This is a genomic window from Mesorhizobium sp. M1A.F.Ca.IN.020.03.2.1 (assembly GCF_004023205.1).
Taxonomy (GTDB): Bacteria; Pseudomonadota; Alphaproteobacteria; order Rhizobiales; family Rhizobiaceae; genus Mesorhizobium.
Window position 1 is genome coordinate 21430 of the sequence record NZ_RZSV01000012.1, and the last position, 13768, is coordinate 35197.

The 13768-nt window shown below is 58.3% G+C and carries 12 protein-coding genes and 2 pseudogenes; 12 read left to right on the plus strand and 2 right to left on the minus strand.

Translation table 11 applies throughout. From position 1 onward, the window contains the following. The 10 genes and pseudogenes from EOA79_RS03895 (at position 1) to EOA79_RS03935 (ending at position 10955) form a co-directional block, all read left to right on the plus strand. Positions 1 to 1545, plus strand: a complete 1545-nt coding sequence (locus tag EOA79_RS03895; RefSeq protein ID WP_128292873.1) for a fumarate hydratase — start codon at positions 1 to 3, stop codon at positions 1543 to 1545. 66 nt (positions 1546 to 1611) lie between these two features. After that, positions 1612 to 2109 carry an Lrp/AsnC family transcriptional regulator gene (locus EOA79_RS03900; protein WP_127215251.1) on the plus strand — a complete coding sequence of 166 codons (498 nt, stop codon included), beginning with the start codon at positions 1612 to 1614 and terminating at the stop codon, positions 2107 to 2109. A 188-nt stretch (positions 2110 to 2297) separates the two neighbouring features. After that, entirely contained in the window at positions 2298 to 2543 is a 246-nt protein-coding gene (locus EOA79_RS03905; RefSeq protein WP_127215250.1) for a multiubiquitin domain-containing protein, read from the plus strand. Further along, the gene (locus tag EOA79_RS03910; RefSeq protein ID WP_127215249.1) at positions 2543 to 2965 is read left to right on the plus strand and encodes an E2/UBC family protein; all 423 of its coding nucleotides are present in this window, start codon (positions 2543 to 2545) and stop codon (positions 2963 to 2965) included. Before EOA79_RS03905 ends, EOA79_RS03910 begins: the two co-directional genes overlap by 1 nt. Beyond that, positions 2962 to 4416, plus strand: coding sequence for a ThiF family adenylyltransferase (locus tag EOA79_RS03915; RefSeq protein ID WP_127215248.1), 1455 nt, complete (start codon positions 2962 to 2964; stop codon positions 4414 to 4416). The genes EOA79_RS03910 and EOA79_RS03915 overlap by 4 nt, the downstream gene beginning before the upstream one ends. Before the next feature lie 5 nt (positions 4417 to 4421). Continuing rightward, entirely contained in the window at positions 4422 to 4877 is a 456-nt protein-coding gene (locus EOA79_RS33420) for a DUF6527 family protein (protein ID WP_245457015.1), read from the plus strand. A 523-nt stretch (positions 4878 to 5400) separates the two neighbouring features. Next, positions 5401 to 6707: pseudogene (gene istA, locus EOA79_RS03920) on the plus strand (IS21 family transposase). Next, positions 6701 to 7495: pseudogene (gene istB / locus EOA79_RS03925) on the plus strand (IS21-like element helper ATPase IstB). Before istA ends, istB begins: the two co-directional pseudogenes overlap by 7 nt. Positions 7496 to 7879: 384 nt before the next feature. Further along, positions 7880 to 9286: an aminotransferase gene (locus EOA79_RS03930; protein ID WP_127215247.1), complete on the plus strand. Its 1407-nt coding sequence runs from the start codon at positions 7880 to 7882 to the stop codon at positions 9284 to 9286. Positions 9287 to 10217: 931 nt separating this feature from the next. Further along, a complete protein-coding gene (locus EOA79_RS03935; RefSeq protein ID WP_127215252.1) occupies positions 10218 to 10955 on the plus strand; it encodes a LuxR family transcriptional regulator in 738 nt (245 codons plus the stop codon). 547 nt (positions 10956 to 11502) lie between these two features. On the opposite strand, the gene EOA79_RS03940 is transcribed toward EOA79_RS03935, so the two are convergent. After that, positions 11503 to 11784 carry a DUF2285 domain-containing protein gene (locus EOA79_RS03940; RefSeq protein WP_127215246.1) on the minus strand — a complete coding sequence of 94 codons (282 nt, stop codon included), beginning with the start codon at positions 11782 to 11784 and terminating at the stop codon, positions 11503 to 11505. Between the two features lie 116 nt (positions 11785 to 11900). Here EOA79_RS03940 and EOA79_RS03945 point away from each other — a divergent pair, with 116 nt between their 5' ends. After that, complete coding sequence (locus EOA79_RS03945) at positions 11901 to 12134, plus strand: helix-turn-helix transcriptional regulator (protein ID WP_127215245.1); 234 nt, start codon at positions 11901 to 11903, stop codon at positions 12132 to 12134. A 478-nt stretch (positions 12135 to 12612) separates the two neighbouring features. Here EOA79_RS03945 and EOA79_RS03950 read toward each other — a convergent pair whose 3' ends face one another. Further along, positions 12613 to 12879 carry a DUF2285 domain-containing protein gene (locus EOA79_RS03950; RefSeq protein ID WP_029354712.1) on the minus strand — a complete coding sequence of 89 codons (267 nt, stop codon included), beginning with the start codon at positions 12877 to 12879 and terminating at the stop codon, positions 12613 to 12615. A 109-nt stretch (positions 12880 to 12988) separates the two neighbouring features. On the opposite strand from EOA79_RS03950, the gene EOA79_RS03955 reads away from it, so the two are divergent. Then, on the plus strand, positions 12989 to 13207 hold the full coding sequence (locus tag EOA79_RS03955) for a helix-turn-helix transcriptional regulator (RefSeq protein ID WP_029354714.1): 219 nt from the start codon (positions 12989 to 12991) through the stop codon (positions 13205 to 13207). Positions 13208 to 13768: the final 561 nt, after the last annotated feature.

Below are 13768 nucleotides of genomic sequence, written 5' to 3' on the forward strand. Positions count from 1 at the left end.
GTGGGAAACAGAACACGGACCATCGCCGGTAGCGACATCACAAGGAGCGTCGCCGACGCCCTTCAGTACATCTCGTACTATCATCCTCCAGATTATATCCGGTCTCTTTCTCACGCATACACGCGAGAACAGAGCCCGTCGGCGAAGAATGCCATAGGTCAGATTCTGCTGAACTCCCGCATGGCGGCCTTTGGGCGGCGCCCGATTTGTCAGGACACCGGACTTGTGGTTGTCTTCGCAAAGGTCGGCATGGATGCCCGCATTAAGTCAACGGCCAGTTTCGCTGATCTTGTGAATGAGGGCGTACGTCAAGCCTATCTCGATCCGGACAATCCCCTTCGGGCATCGATCGTTGCGGATCCCCTCGCTAGACGGGTCAACACCCGCGACAACACGCCGGCAGTTGTCCATGTCGACTTGGTGCAAGGTAACCAGATTGAGATCACCATCGCCGCGAAAGGCGGCGGGTCGGAGAACAAGGCACGTTTTACCACCCTCAATCCCAGCGCCTCCGTTTCCGACTGGGTGGTCAATACCGTTTCGACCCTTGGCAGCGGGTGGTGTCCACCTGGACTGATCTCTGTCGGCATCGGTGGTAGCGCTGAAAAGGCGATGCTGCTGGCCAAGGAGGCCATGAACGAGCCCATCGATATGGCGGAACTGATCGCAATGGGGGCGTCAAGCGCAGAGGAGGGGCTGCGGATTGAGCTTTATGAGCGGATCAACGCGCTTGGTATCGGCGCCCAAGGCCTTGGTGGTCTAACGACAGTCGTTGACGTCAAGGTTGCGACCTATCCTACTCATGCGGCGTCCAAGCCTGTGGCGCTCATCCCGCAATGCGCCGCCAACCGGCACCTGAAGTTTACTTTAGACGGCTCTGGACCCATCAGCCTCCAGCCGCCCGATTTGCGCGAATGGCCCGACATCGGAGCCGACGAATTGAACCCAGCCGGCGTCCGGCGGGTCAATTTAGATACGCTGACGAAGGAAGAGACGGCATCGTGGCGCTGCGGTGAAACGCTCCTGCTGTCTGGAAAGATACTGACGGGCCGTGACGCTGCCCACCAACGAATGATCGAGCTGCTCGATGCCGGCAAGCCGCTTCCGGTCAACCTGCGGGGACGCGTGATCTACTACGTCGGCCCCGTCCGGGCAGTGAGGAATGAGGCCGTTGGACCCGCCGGTCCAACAACCTCCAGCCGCTTGGACGATTTTACGGACAAGGTGCTCGCCGAAACCGGCCTTTTCGCGATGGTCGGCAAAGCGGAAAGGGGACCGGCGGCCATCGAGTCAATTGTAAGACACAAAACGCCCTATCTTGCTGCAGTGGGTGGCGCCGCGTACCTGATTTCAAAATCGATCAAGGCGGCGCGGATCGTTGCCTTTGAAGACCTGGGCATGGAAGCCATCTATGAGTTCGAGGTGCAGGACATGCCTGTCATCATGGCTGTCGATGTTGAGGGAAACTCCATTCACAATTCCGGACCTCTTGAATGGCGTAAGCGCATGGCGGCGGACAGCATCGCACGAAACATTGGCATTTGAGCCTTCCCGGCCAGCTCGGTTGGCAGGATCGCTTCCATTTCGAAAACGGCTTGAGAGCAGAAGGTCATGAAGGCAAAACCCAATCCTGTGCGCCTGGACGCCTGGGATATCCGGATTCTTTCAGCAATTCAGTCGGACGGTAGGATTTCAAAAACCGAGCTTGCGAAGCGCGTTCATCTATCGGCCTCGGCCTGCTCGGATCGGCTCCGTGCACTCGAAGCTGCAGGGATTATTGAGGGATTCTACGCTCGGCTGAGTCCAGCCCTCATTGGTGGCATGATCTTTGTAATGGTGGAGGTCGTGCTGGACCGTCATCGCCTCGAGGACCAAAGACACTTCGAGGTTGCGATCCAAGAATTTCCGGAAATCTTGGATTGCTGGGCAATCGGGGGAAGGATCGATTATCTGATGCGCGTCGCATCACTTTCCATGGCTGCTTATCAGGATTTCATGGAGGGGTTGCTGCGGGCAGGCTTGGGGATCGATCAATACTACAGTCTTGTGGTGACCAAACCTGTGAAAGCCAACGCGCCGATCCCCCTATCTGCATTAAGGCAACGGTAAACTCCCAAGCCTTGATTTCCACGGGATTGAATCTCCATTCCGCGAATTCCGCGGCGAAACACGCGCATTCCCGTGAAACCCAAAGGAACGCTTCCCCTATAAGAGGCGGCCGGTCGAGCGTCCTCTCAATCAACGGGAGAAGGGGGATATCTTGAAACCACGCAACTGCGAGAGAAGGATCGAAGCTTATGGCTGCGAAAGAGAAGTTCAAGTTCAAAATCGAAAACGACAACTATGAATGGGACAACCGGTTCATAACCGGCCTCGAGGTGCGAGGCGTAGGTCCTGGCATACCAGATAGCATGGACCTTTATGTGAAACGGCCGGGCCAGCCCGGCCAGTTGGTTGGGCGCGATGACCCAATCGATTTGTTGCCACCGGGGATCGAAAAGTTCTACGCCCAAGATGCAAGTTCCGAAGCCGGAAATGAATAATGTCTCTGTTGTTCGATTCCGATTACGAGACACTCCACAAAGCCGGCGTCAATTTTGAAGAAGAAGAGAGCACCCGTTTTCTTATATTCAAAAGCTTTCCGCTGCCGGAAGGAATTTATCAGGGGGGTGGTAAACCAGCAGACGTGGTCGATGTCTTGTATGTTATTCCGGAGAATTACAATAGCTCGGGTGGCGACATGTTCTGGGTTCACCCACGCCTCCATCGGGCTGACGGCAAGCCAATACCAAATACTGGCGGGCCTGGTCCCAATGAGGATTCGCGTATGCACAAGGGGACAGTGTTTTGCCGGTGGTCCAGACACTGGTATAAAAATCCCTGGAAGCCAAAGGTCGACGACGTCCAGACTATCATGGACCGGATCTCGTGGGCGTTTAAGTACCCTGACGCGAGGCGCTCATGAACGGACATCGCATTTCGATTGTCGGTTCTCTCGATGATAGGCTCAAGAGCTGGTTGACCGGGCACCCTGACAGCGACGAGCGCGGCGCGCTCGTCCTCTTCCGCAAAATTGAGAGAGCTGTACTGGGTCTGCCGCCGTCAGCGCGTTTTGTGGCTGTTGACGTGATTGAGATGGATGGCGACTGGGTGCTGGACAGCTCCCCGGTGCACTTGCGCATTAATCTCCGCAAGTTCCAGGATATCTACTTTCGTTGCGAGCAGGAGCGGCTCGAGTTGGGGTTTGCCCATAGTCACCCAAGGGGCGTTCTGGATTTCTCGACGAAGGATGATCAGAACGAACAAAGCATTCTGAGGGGATACGCTGGCTGCAATGGCCCTGAGGTATCACTTGTTGCTATGATTTTGGCCGATGGACATTGGCGTGCGAGAGTTCGGCCGGGTGCGGCCCCTAACCGCGCGACTGACGTCCGGCATGTCTGTGTGCTCGGGACGGAGCTGGCAGTTCACATCAGCAACAGGGTCGATGCTGCACCATCGGAAGTGCTAAGGCGCCAAGAAGCTGCCTTTGGCGAACCATTCAACGAGAAGCTCAGATCGTTGCGCGTAGCAATCGTCGGAGGAGGCGGAACAGGGTCTTCAGTCGCCACACTCGTCGCTCGCGCGGGTGTAGGCGAACTCATCATTGTCGATGGCGATTTGCTCGAAGATAGCAATCTCAACCGCGTCCGCGGATATCGCCGTTGCGATGTAGGCGAGAGCAAAGCTGCCACATTAGCCCGATACATTCGAGATCTGGGCCTGATGGGGACTGTCGTTGCCATTGAGGCGTATGTGAACGAGTCTCCAGAAGCGGTCGATGCGATTTCCAGCGCCGACCTGGTGTTCGGCTGTACTGACGATGTCGCTGGAAGGGAAGTTCTCAATCAAGCAGTGTACTATTACTGCCAAGGGCTTATCGACTGCGGGCTCACCGGCAAGATTGGTCTCGACCAGGACCGTCAGCCGTACCTACGTGATCATAGAGGCCGGGTTAGCACAGTTCTTCCCGAATCTGGTGGGTGCCTAAGATGCCAAGGCGTCGTCACCGAGGAAAAGCTCAGCTACGAGAGTGCACTGAAGGCGCGCCCGAAGCTGGCGGAGTTGGATCCAGAGACGCTCCGGGAAGAGTATTATCTGGTCGGGGGCGGGGAGCGGGCGCCCGGAGTAGGTCCCTTCACCAGTGCGACTGCCGACGTGGCAGTAGCGACATTATTTGATCTGGTGCGCCCCTTTCGGCGGCTTCCGAGCGACATTCGCCGCGACAATATATGGTACGACTTCGTGCACATGGTGATTTACAGCAATATGCCAAAGGACAACGCTGATTGTTTTTGCTGCGGTCCACATGGTTTATTGCTCGCGCCAGAGAATGGCTATCGGCTCAGCATGCCGTCACTAGGCAAGCTGTGTTGATTCGCATGTGGTTCTGGCTGCTAAGACTCCTGCGGTGGCTAGAGGAAGTCATTCTCGGTCGACGCAGTCCAAAAACATCGGCGGACCGAAATCCTTCTAAGGCACCACCCGCGGACATATTTTTTGCTCGCACTGATGTGGTAGAAAAGAGCCCTTCGAATGACACGGTTCGGCCGGGACAGTTCATCAGCGTCGTGCACAAGGGCCGACCATACTGGGCACTCTTTAGGTGTCCCTGTGGGTGTGGCGATGTGGTTTCGTTGCCAACGCACGCGCCACATGACCCCAGGTGGCGCATTGAGGTGAGCCTGGAGGGCCGGCCAACGTTGCATCCCTCTGTTTGGAGAACCAAGGGATGCCTAAGCCATTTCTGGCTCAGCGACGGAAGAGTCTACTGGTGTGAAGACACCGGTGTCGAGCCTTGCCGAGCCCGACCAGACGTATATGCAAGAAAACTCTAGAGCAGGACCTGAAGCCGACGACGCGTTGTGACGAGGGCCAGTGCGGGTGATGGGATGCAATCCACTTTGATTAGGGGATGATGGCAAGAGCGAGTCTTGGATGGTGCTCTTGTGGGCTCCGGCTGACGCATGTGAGTACGGCAACACGTTAGACTTCCCATTCGTTGTTCGCAGGGCGAATATCCGCGCGTAGACGCCGCGTCAGCCCAACTTTCTATGCGCTAAGGCTGCATCGTCGGGCTTCGGTAATGCGTGCAGCATAAAACATCACGCTGGGCGAGATGGTTGGAGCGGCATAGACCGAGCGGTCGATTGAGCCCGGACTTCCGGGCGAGTGGCCGCTTACGCATGGCAGTAGATGCAAAAGTCTCGTTGTGATTACGGTGACGCATTCCTCACCTATCTCGAGCAGGTTCTGTGGTTACCTTGTGTCAGGAGGACGGCCTGGTTGTCGGGCGACATGGAAAACTGCCCCCCTGACGACATGGAAAACTGACCCCTGTCGGTAAAGCAGGGAATGGTCATGACGAATTCAGGATTGCAAGGAAGCTCTCTGCAGTTTGAAGCACTGCGGGGAGAGGAGATGCGGACACCGGAAGAAGTCTCGGCAATGTTGGGTTTGCGGAGACTGGGCTGGGGGACGAAGCGCATTGCGGCGGAGTTGGGTCGCAGCCGCAATACGGTGCGGCGTTACATTGAGGCCGGGGGCTGGGCAGGTTACCGCAAGCCGCGCCGGGCCAGGGCGCTGGAGGGGCTTGAGGACTGGTTGGCGGAACGGTTCCGGCAGCATCGGGGCAATGCCGACGTTGTTCGCCAGGAGCTGGCGCGTGAACATGGTCTGCAGGTGAGCTTGCGCACGGTAGAACGCGCGGTAGCGCCGTTGCGTCAGGCGCTGCGAGCTGAGGCCCGTGCCACGGTGCGGTTTGAGACGCCACCTGGGCGGCAGCTGCAGATCGATTTTGGCGAGACACGGATCACGCTCGGCGGGGAGCCGGTGCGAACGCATCTGTTTGTGGCGACGCTCGGGTATTCGCGGCGGTGTTATGTCCTTATGTCCGGGCGTTTCGGCACGAGCGCCAGTCGGCCTGGTTGGACGGAATCGAAGGCGCCTTTGATCACTTCGGCGGCGTGCCGCAGGAGGTGCTGCTCGACAACCCGCGGGCGCTGGTGGAGCACCATGATGCTGTCACCCGGGAAGTTCGCTTCAATGATCGGCTGCTGGCCTTTGCCCGCTACTGGGGCTTCAGGCCGCGGGCCTGCGCACCTTGCCGGGCTCGCACCAGGGGCAAGGACGAGCGGGGCGTCGGCTATGTGAAGCGCAACGCAATTGCCGGCCATGTCTTCGCCAGTTGGGCGGCGCTGGAAGCGCATCTGGCCTGGTGGATGCGCGAGATAGCCGACCTGCGGGCGCACGGCACGACCGGTGAACAGCCGATCGAGCGGTTCCGACGCACGGAAGCCAGGGCGCTGCGGCCGCTGGATGGGCGTGCACCATTCCGGCAGGTCCGCGATCTGACCCGGCGGGTTCAGTCCGATTGCTGCATCGAGCTCGACACGAATGCCTACAGTGTGCCCTGGCACCTGCTCGGCGAGCTGGTCCGGGTGGTCGTCTGTGGCGGTCGCATCAGCATTCAGCACGAGGGAAAGGAGGTTGCCGTCCATCCTGAGAGCGCCGGGCGCCGGCAGAGGCTGATCGAACCGGCGCACTTCGCCGGGATCTCCAAGGTTCCGGCGCTGGCGTAGCCGGCCGCACTGCCGCCCGGTCCGCCGGATCCGGCGCTTTTGCGTCCGCTGCGGGAATATGAACTTCTGGTCGGGGGAGGCTGGTGATGGTCGACCACGATGTGCTGATCGAGATGCTGACACGGCTCAAGCTAACGGCGATCCGTGACCAGCTCGACAATCTTCTGGACGAAGTGGCGCGGCGGAACTCACCGTGCGGGAAGCCGTGGCCTTCCTTTGCGAGCGCGAGGTCGCCCGCAAGGAGGAGCGCCGGATCGAGATGGCCAGCAAGATCGCCCACTTTCCCATCGTGCGCGATCTTAGCGGCTTCGACTTCTCAGCCCAGCCCTCGCTCGATCCCGGGCAGATTCGTGATCTGGCGGTCTGTCGCTGGATCGCGCACGGCGACACGCTGCTGCTGCTCGGCCCACGGTGTGGGCAAGACGCATCTGGCCATTGCGCTCGGCCGCGAAGCCATCCGCGAAGGATACTCGGTGCTGTTCGTCGCCGCCCAGGCCTTGGTTGCCGCCCTCGCCAAGGCGCATCAGGAGGGCCGCTTCGAAGAGCGCCTGGCGTTCTATGCAAAGCCCAAGCTGCTGATCGTCGACGAACTCGGGTATTTGCCGTTCGACCCCAACGCGGCGCACCTGTTCTTCCAGCTCGTCTCCAGACGTTACGAGCGCGGCAGTCTGCTCATCACCTCGAACCGGTCCGTCGGCGAATGGGGCGAGGTGTTCGGCGATCCGGTCGTGGCCACAGCCATCCTCGACCGGTTGCTCCATCACAGCCATGTCATCACCATCCGCGGCGACAGCTACCGCCTGCGCGAGAAGCGCCGTGCCGGTATCTTCAACTCAGCCAACCTCAACCTGGAGAAGGCTCATGACGCACGATAACCGACAGATTTGCGCCCCGGCGTGCCGGCACCCGCGGGTCCACAGGTACCTCCCGCGCTCCGCTCCGCCAGCCGCGTGGAGGCGCTCCGCTACGCGCGGGCCCCTCCTGTGGACTCCGGGACCGAGCCACACTCCATCAACCAAGGGGGGGCAGTTTTAAGTGTCGCCGAGGGGTCACTTCCGGATGTCGCTTGATACCTGGTGTCCGCTCGTTGGGCAAAAGTACGCTCCCAAGCCTGATTTCCACGGCATCTGATCCCGATTCCGCGAATTCATCGGCCAAAACGTGCTTTCCCGCGAAATTTGAGAGGTGTTTCCGGTATACTGCTTGCTAATGAGCTGGCCGGCCTAGTGCCCCTGCCATTGTATCGCGAGGAGAGGGACATGCGCTTGAGCAATCTGGGAACCGAGCAACTCCGGGAGAAGGATAGAAGCTTCGTCTTCCATCCTTCTACGCATCTGGCCAAGCACAGCCGAGGCGAAACGCCAAATAGGATTATGGCCGGTGCGGAAGGCGTCTATATCTGGGACACCGAAGGCCGAAGGAGCCTCGACGGTTTCGGAGGGCTCTACTGCGTCAACATGGGATATGGATGCACGGAGATCGCCGAGGCCATTGCTAGGCAAGCACACGAATTGCCGTTCGCGCACGTCTACGCCAGCCAAGGTACGGAGCCGGTCGCCCTGTTGGCAGAGGCCGTGGTCGAGTATTTCGGTCAGAACATGCGAAGGGTCTATTTCGGCCTCTCCGGTTCCGATGCTAACGAAACCAACATCAAGCTGGTCTGGTACTATAATAACATTCTTGGCCGGCCCGAAAAGAAAAAGATCATCTCGCGAAATCGCGGCTATCACGGGTCTGGATTGGTCACGGGTAGCCTAACTGGCCTTCCCTTCTTTCACAATTTCTTCGACCTGCCTCTGGATTTGGTGCGCCATACAACCACGCCGCACTATTACCGCCAGGCGCGTATCGAGGAGAGCGAGGAAGCGTTCTCCCGGCGCTGTGCCGATGAGCTTGAAGCCTTGATCCTGGCCGAAGGACCGGAAACGGTTGCAGCTTTTATCGGAGAGCCGGTACTTGGGACAGGAGGTATTGTGCCGCCCCCCACAGGGTACTGGACGTCCATTCAAGCGGTGCTCGACAAATACGATATCCTTCTAATCGCCGATGAAGTGGTCTGCGGCTTCGCGCGAACCGGCGAGAAGTTCGGTTCCCACCTGTATAACATGCGTCCGGATTTCGTGACCATCGCAAAGGGTTTGAGTTCCGCCTACCTCCCCATCTCCGGGTCAATCATTGGCGACCGCGTCTGGTCGGTTTTGGAACAAGGAACTGAGAAGCACGGCGCACTCGGCCACGGCTGGACATATTCGGGGCACACGCTTTGTGCCGCAGCCGCGCTCGCCAATATTCGACTGCTTAAAGAAAAAAATATTTTGGAGCATGTCCGCGATGTTGGACCGTATTGGCAAGACCGCATGAAGGCCGAGCTGGCGGGACATCCCATCGTTGGTGAAGTTCGCGGAGTGGGTATCCTGTCGGCCGTAGAGATGATGCGGGACCCAAAACAAAGGATACCATTCGAACCCGACCTTCAGGTCGGGGTGCGCACTGCAGCTGCTCTGTTTGAGAATGGTGTCATCGGACGGGCCATGCCGCATGGCGACATCCTCGGTTATGCACCCCCCCTGATCATTACCCGAAAAGAGATCGACATCATTGTCGACGCGACGGTAAAGTCGGTCGATACCACCTATCGCGCGCTGAAGGCCGAGGGTGCCGTATGATTTTGCGATCGCGAAGGAGTGAATCCGGAGGCAGGCATGTCCCTGCGCGCTACTGCGCCGAGCAGACCCAAAACTGTTGAATTCCAGATATCTGATCTTGAGCATGCTCCGGACTATTTCAGTCACGAACCGAATCAGTTCTGCCGCCGCTGTCCTGTTGCCCAACGACCAGGACCTCTGTGCGGCGCGCCCTGCGGGTGTACCTCCCCGCCGGCAGGGCGCCCTTTTTGACCCACGTAATCAGAATCATTATGGCCCGTCCGGAATCGAGGGTCTGGTAAAGGTCATCTGCACGTTCCGATGCAGATTGAGCTTAGACGCGCCCTTTACATCATTGCAGCGGGCCACGGTCGCCGGTTCCAAAGTGCGGCAACGCCGAAGATATCTTCCTTCACATCACATAAAGCAGAATAATCATTGCGGTGAATTTTATCACACCAGGTATATAAAAGGACGATACTCATACGCCATCCCCGTTCACAAGGAAAAGGCATTTTAACATTGTTGAGACGATTTGCCTGTCAAAGAAAAGAAGGCATCGCAACACTTCGTTCCGGATCACGGCGCCCCGGGTGGGGGATGAGCGGCTATCCGAATTGTTATGCTCGTGCCGACCCAAATTCCTGCAAAGGCTGGGTCAATGAAGGCTTTTGGTCAGCGCAGGATGATTTCTCCTGATTTGGACGGTGCAGGGGCGGTCATGATTTAATGCATGGAGATTCTCTGATTGAGCTGTTGAAAGACCACGAGGCGTCTGCCAGACGCCCATCGGGTGAGCCCAGCATGATTGGGATGACCGACGAAGATCGAAAGTGTGGCAGCATTCTGGAGCCTGGTCAGCCCAGCGACGCCCGCGAAGTCAATCGCGTTTGTTGGGACATACACGACGCAGCCGGAAGGCGTTCAGAAAGAGGAAGAATCGAGCGCGACGATGCCGAGGGACATGCCACTTGTTTTCGAGACATTCCTTGAAAGACTGTCACAGAGTATCGATGAGACAGATTTCCGGGATGCCATGGCTGAGGCGGCCGGACGACTTGACCTAATCTCCTTTGCCTACCTCTCCTTGCCAGCACGGCCTTCCGGCAAACCGAGGCTAATTTCGAACTATCCACCCCGCTGGACCAGACAGTATCTGGAAAATCAGTATGAGAAACTCGATCCTGTGATCTTGCGTGCTCGAAATGGCGGCTGCCCGTTTCACTGGGGATCGAATTTGGGAGGCGATAAAATGTCGCCGGCTCAACAGCAGCTATGCGATGAGGCGGCTCAATTCAGCATCTGCTGCGGTTTGACGATCCCAATTGTCGATCTCCGCGGCCGCATCGCTGCGGTTACTTTTGCCGCCGATGAGCCTCGTCCAGTATTTCTTCGGGTCGCTGAGCGGTACGAACAAGCTCTTCAGCTGATGGCGGCCTGCTTTCATCGTTGCGTTCGCCGCAAACTGCCGAGCGATCGAACAGTGGATGGGATTTCGCTGACATCCCGCGAATATGAGTGCCTGCGGTGGGCAGCGCGGGGTAATTCAGCCTGGGTGACCGGCCGCATCTTGGGCATTAAGCCACGCACGATCGCTTTTCATTTGGACAATGCCAAGAAGAAGTTAGGCGTGCGAACCCAAAATCAGGCTATAGCCCTTTTGGGGTCCGAAGGATCCTCAATTCTCTGAGAAGCTTTTTGATCCGCTTGTGCTCGGGCCATTCGATTGCGCGCTTTGTCTCGAGCGTTGACTGGATGCCGAGATCTTCTGTTCCGCCGGCTCGGTCAGGGCGATGCAGCCGTATTCTTCCAGTCCGCGCCGGTGATCTTAGTCTATCGGTGCTCGAGCGGGTGTTTCGTCGCTGACGAGCTAGTCGTGCGGTTATATAGGTTCCGACGATGGCCCGCTTGCATACCTGCCTGCCGGTAATCTCTAACCGTTGACTTAGGGCGATGGCTATCGGTTATCCGGCTTGAAAGCGAAGAGGTGGACCATTCTGCGTCGAGCGCCGGCACGATATGGAGTGCTGCTCCGGGCTATTACCCATCCAGACAGAGCGGAACCTTCTATCACGTCAGACGCTCGGACGAATTGCCAAAACCCGATTTCCTGGGAACTGAATTGTGCTCGCCACCGGGTCCATTTTGCCGGCGCGTCTGTGGTGCAGGTCCCGATCAGCCTGACCACTGGCTGCCACAGGAACTGCCTACTTGTATGACCGAGCACTGCGCATTTGTCAGCTGGCGAACAATTCCTTGTAGCCGCTCGTCACCATCCAGTTCGCACGGTCGAGATGACTACGAAGCGCCTTCCTGGCGCGCTCCGGTTCAAGTGCCGTATCAATGCCGAGGATCAGTTGGGCCATTTCCTCTTCGGGCGCCTCATCGGCTGAGGCGTCCAGGAGCCTCATATAGGTGGTAAAGTGCGCCCTGTCGTAGGCGGTAAGACGGTCAGACCAAGGGACTTCGTCGAGCAGTGTTGAGCTTTGAGTCTTATCTGTTGCCGTTGATCGATTCATGTCTGCCGCGAACCTCGCATGTTGATCGCTGGATCCAAGGCAGAATATCCCAAAATGGGATAATCCGAAACGGGGATTAGTCGCTGAGCCGGTCTTTACCTGACCGGTTCACCTAAATGCCCAAATCTCTTCGATCTCCCCGCCACCAGCGGTTTCTGGCCCAGTTGATCTCACTGCGCAAGGTCAAAGGACTGACGCAGGCGCAGGTGGCTGAGAAGCTTGGTCGTCCGCAATCTTTCGTGGCGAAATATGAGGGTGGAGAGCGGCGTCTCGATGTCATTGAGTTTCTCGACGTAACTGCGGCCCTCGACGCTGATCCGTGTGAGATTCTGTTGAGCCTGCGGACGTAGTGGGCGCCCGCGCCCATCACCGCGCGTGCCGGGTGCCGGTGGGTCGATCCCCGCTTTTCTTGGCTCAGGGCGTCTCGACCATTCCGCTGCGCCTCCTAGCGCGTCGTTAGACTCTCGCAATTCTCTCTGTTGTGCCTTTCCCAGCAGGTGGCGCCGCATCCTTCTAGGCCCGCCGCGGCGTCCCGCAACCCTTAGCTAGCTGTGAGCTTTCAGTAGGTTGTCCATCCGGTCCTTCGGATGCGGTGCGGCTCAGACGGCGGGCCCGTTCCTGTCATGACTCGCCGCCGCACCGCTTCCTGGGAAGCAGCCATTGGCGAGCGGAGGACAAAACGATGAGCCAGCGAAGCGCTGGGCCATCCGCGCCGACTGGAAGTCCTCGCGATCATCTTCGAGCGCATTCGCGCTGTGGTGATGCGTCGATGCATGGGGGTTACGCAACTTCGTTGCTTGAAGCGAAGCGACCGCACCGCCCATTTCGTCAACTGGCGAACAAATCCTTGTAGCCGCTCGTCACCACCCAGTTTGCACGGTCGAGATGACTGCGAAGGACGTTCCGTGCGCGCTCCGGTTCGCGTGCCGGATCAATGCCGAGGATCACATGGGCCATTTCCTCTTCAGTGGCGTTGTCGGCTGAGGCGTCCAGGAGCCTCATATAGGTTGTAAAGTGGTCCTTGTCGTAGGCTGTAATGCGGTCCGACCAGGGGACCTCGTCGGCAAACGGCGTGTTCGATTTGGGCTGTAACATCGCTAATTCTATCTCCGGAGAATGGACCGGCGAAGCCCTCTGGCTGCTAAATGTGGATTACATATTATAGTTGATAAACTCAAGCCGCCTGATCCGCTGGCTTGCGTGCATGGATATGCGCAAGTTGGTCGGACGGAATGTGCAGAGGATCAGGCAAAGGAAGCGTCTGACGCAGGAGCAGCTTGCGGAGATTTCCGGGTTCAGTCAGCAGTACATCAGCGGCTTGGAGAAAGGCCGAAGAAATCCGACAATTATCACGATCTATGAACTGGCATTGGCCCTCGGCGTCAGCCACATGGATCTGGTTCGGCCCGACAAACAGGCATGATACACCCGCCCTCCAAGTAGCTGGCCGCCTGATGGCGCGCGCCGGGTGCTCGTGAACCCAGGCTTTTCTTAGGGTCCCCCGGCAGCCCCTGCCATTTGGCTCGCCCTGGCCCGGCGCACCCTATTGGACAGTCGGCCGCTGCGGTTTTTGTCAGCCTTTCCTGGGGCGGTCGGCATTGCCTTTTAGGCCCGCCGCGGCCTCCCGCAACCTTCGCTCTCGCTTCAGGTCCTTCTCTTGGTTACGATCCTTCGGATGCGGTTCGCCTCTTTCAGCGGGCCTAATCGCTTTCTGCCGCCCACCCCACGGGGACAGCCACGCGAGACTAGTATGGAGCGTTGCGGTTAGCGCACGAACAGCAAAGGAACTGAAAAAAACAGGCAACTGTCGCAGCATGGCTGAACCAGCCATCTTGTCGGCATCTAGGAGCCGCGTGTTCGCCTTGAGGCCCTGCCGGTAGGATCCCTGCAGTTGAAGTCATTGTCGGCATTCTGACAACGATGGACATGAACCGCCGAACTATCAAGGCGACCAGGTTGTTGTCTAGCAATGGTTTTCCGAATC

Bases quoted from the DNA above. Each gene is read 5' to 3' on its own strand.
- EOA79_RS03900 (WP_127215251.1), top strand. From the start codon at position 1,612: ATGAAGGCAAAACCCAATCCTGTGCGCCTGGACGCCTGGGATATCCGG.
- EOA79_RS03905 (WP_127215250.1), top strand. From the start codon at position 2,298: ATGGCTGCGAAAGAGAAGTTCAAGTTCAAAATCGAAAACGACAACTAT.
- EOA79_RS03910 (WP_127215249.1), top strand. From the start codon at position 2,543: ATGTCTCTGTTGTTCGATTCCGATTACGAGACACTCCACAAAGCCGGC.
- EOA79_RS03915 (WP_127215248.1), top strand. From the start codon at position 2,962: ATGAACGGACATCGCATTTCGATTGTCGGTTCTCTCGATGATAGGCTC.
- EOA79_RS33420 (WP_245457015.1), top strand. From the start codon at position 4,422: ATGTGGTTCTGGCTGCTAAGACTCCTGCGGTGGCTAGAGGAAGTCATT.
- EOA79_RS03930 (WP_127215247.1), top strand. From the start codon at position 7,880: ATGCGCTTGAGCAATCTGGGAACCGAGCAACTCCGGGAGAAGGATAGA.
- EOA79_RS03935 (WP_127215252.1), top strand. From the start codon at position 10,218: ATGCCGAGGGACATGCCACTTGTTTTCGAGACATTCCTTGAAAGACTG.
- EOA79_RS03940 (WP_127215246.1), bottom strand. From the start codon at position 11,784: ATGAATCGATCAACGGCAACAGATAAGACTCAAAGCTCAACACTGCTC.
- EOA79_RS03945 (WP_127215245.1), top strand. From the start codon at position 11,901: ATGCCCAAATCTCTTCGATCTCCCCGCCACCAGCGGTTTCTGGCCCAG.
- EOA79_RS03950 (WP_029354712.1), bottom strand. From the start codon at position 12,879: ATGTTACAGCCCAAATCGAACACGCCGTTTGCCGACGAGGTCCCCTGG.
- EOA79_RS03955 (WP_029354714.1), top strand. From the start codon at position 12,989: ATGGATATGCGCAAGTTGGTCGGACGGAATGTGCAGAGGATCAGGCAA.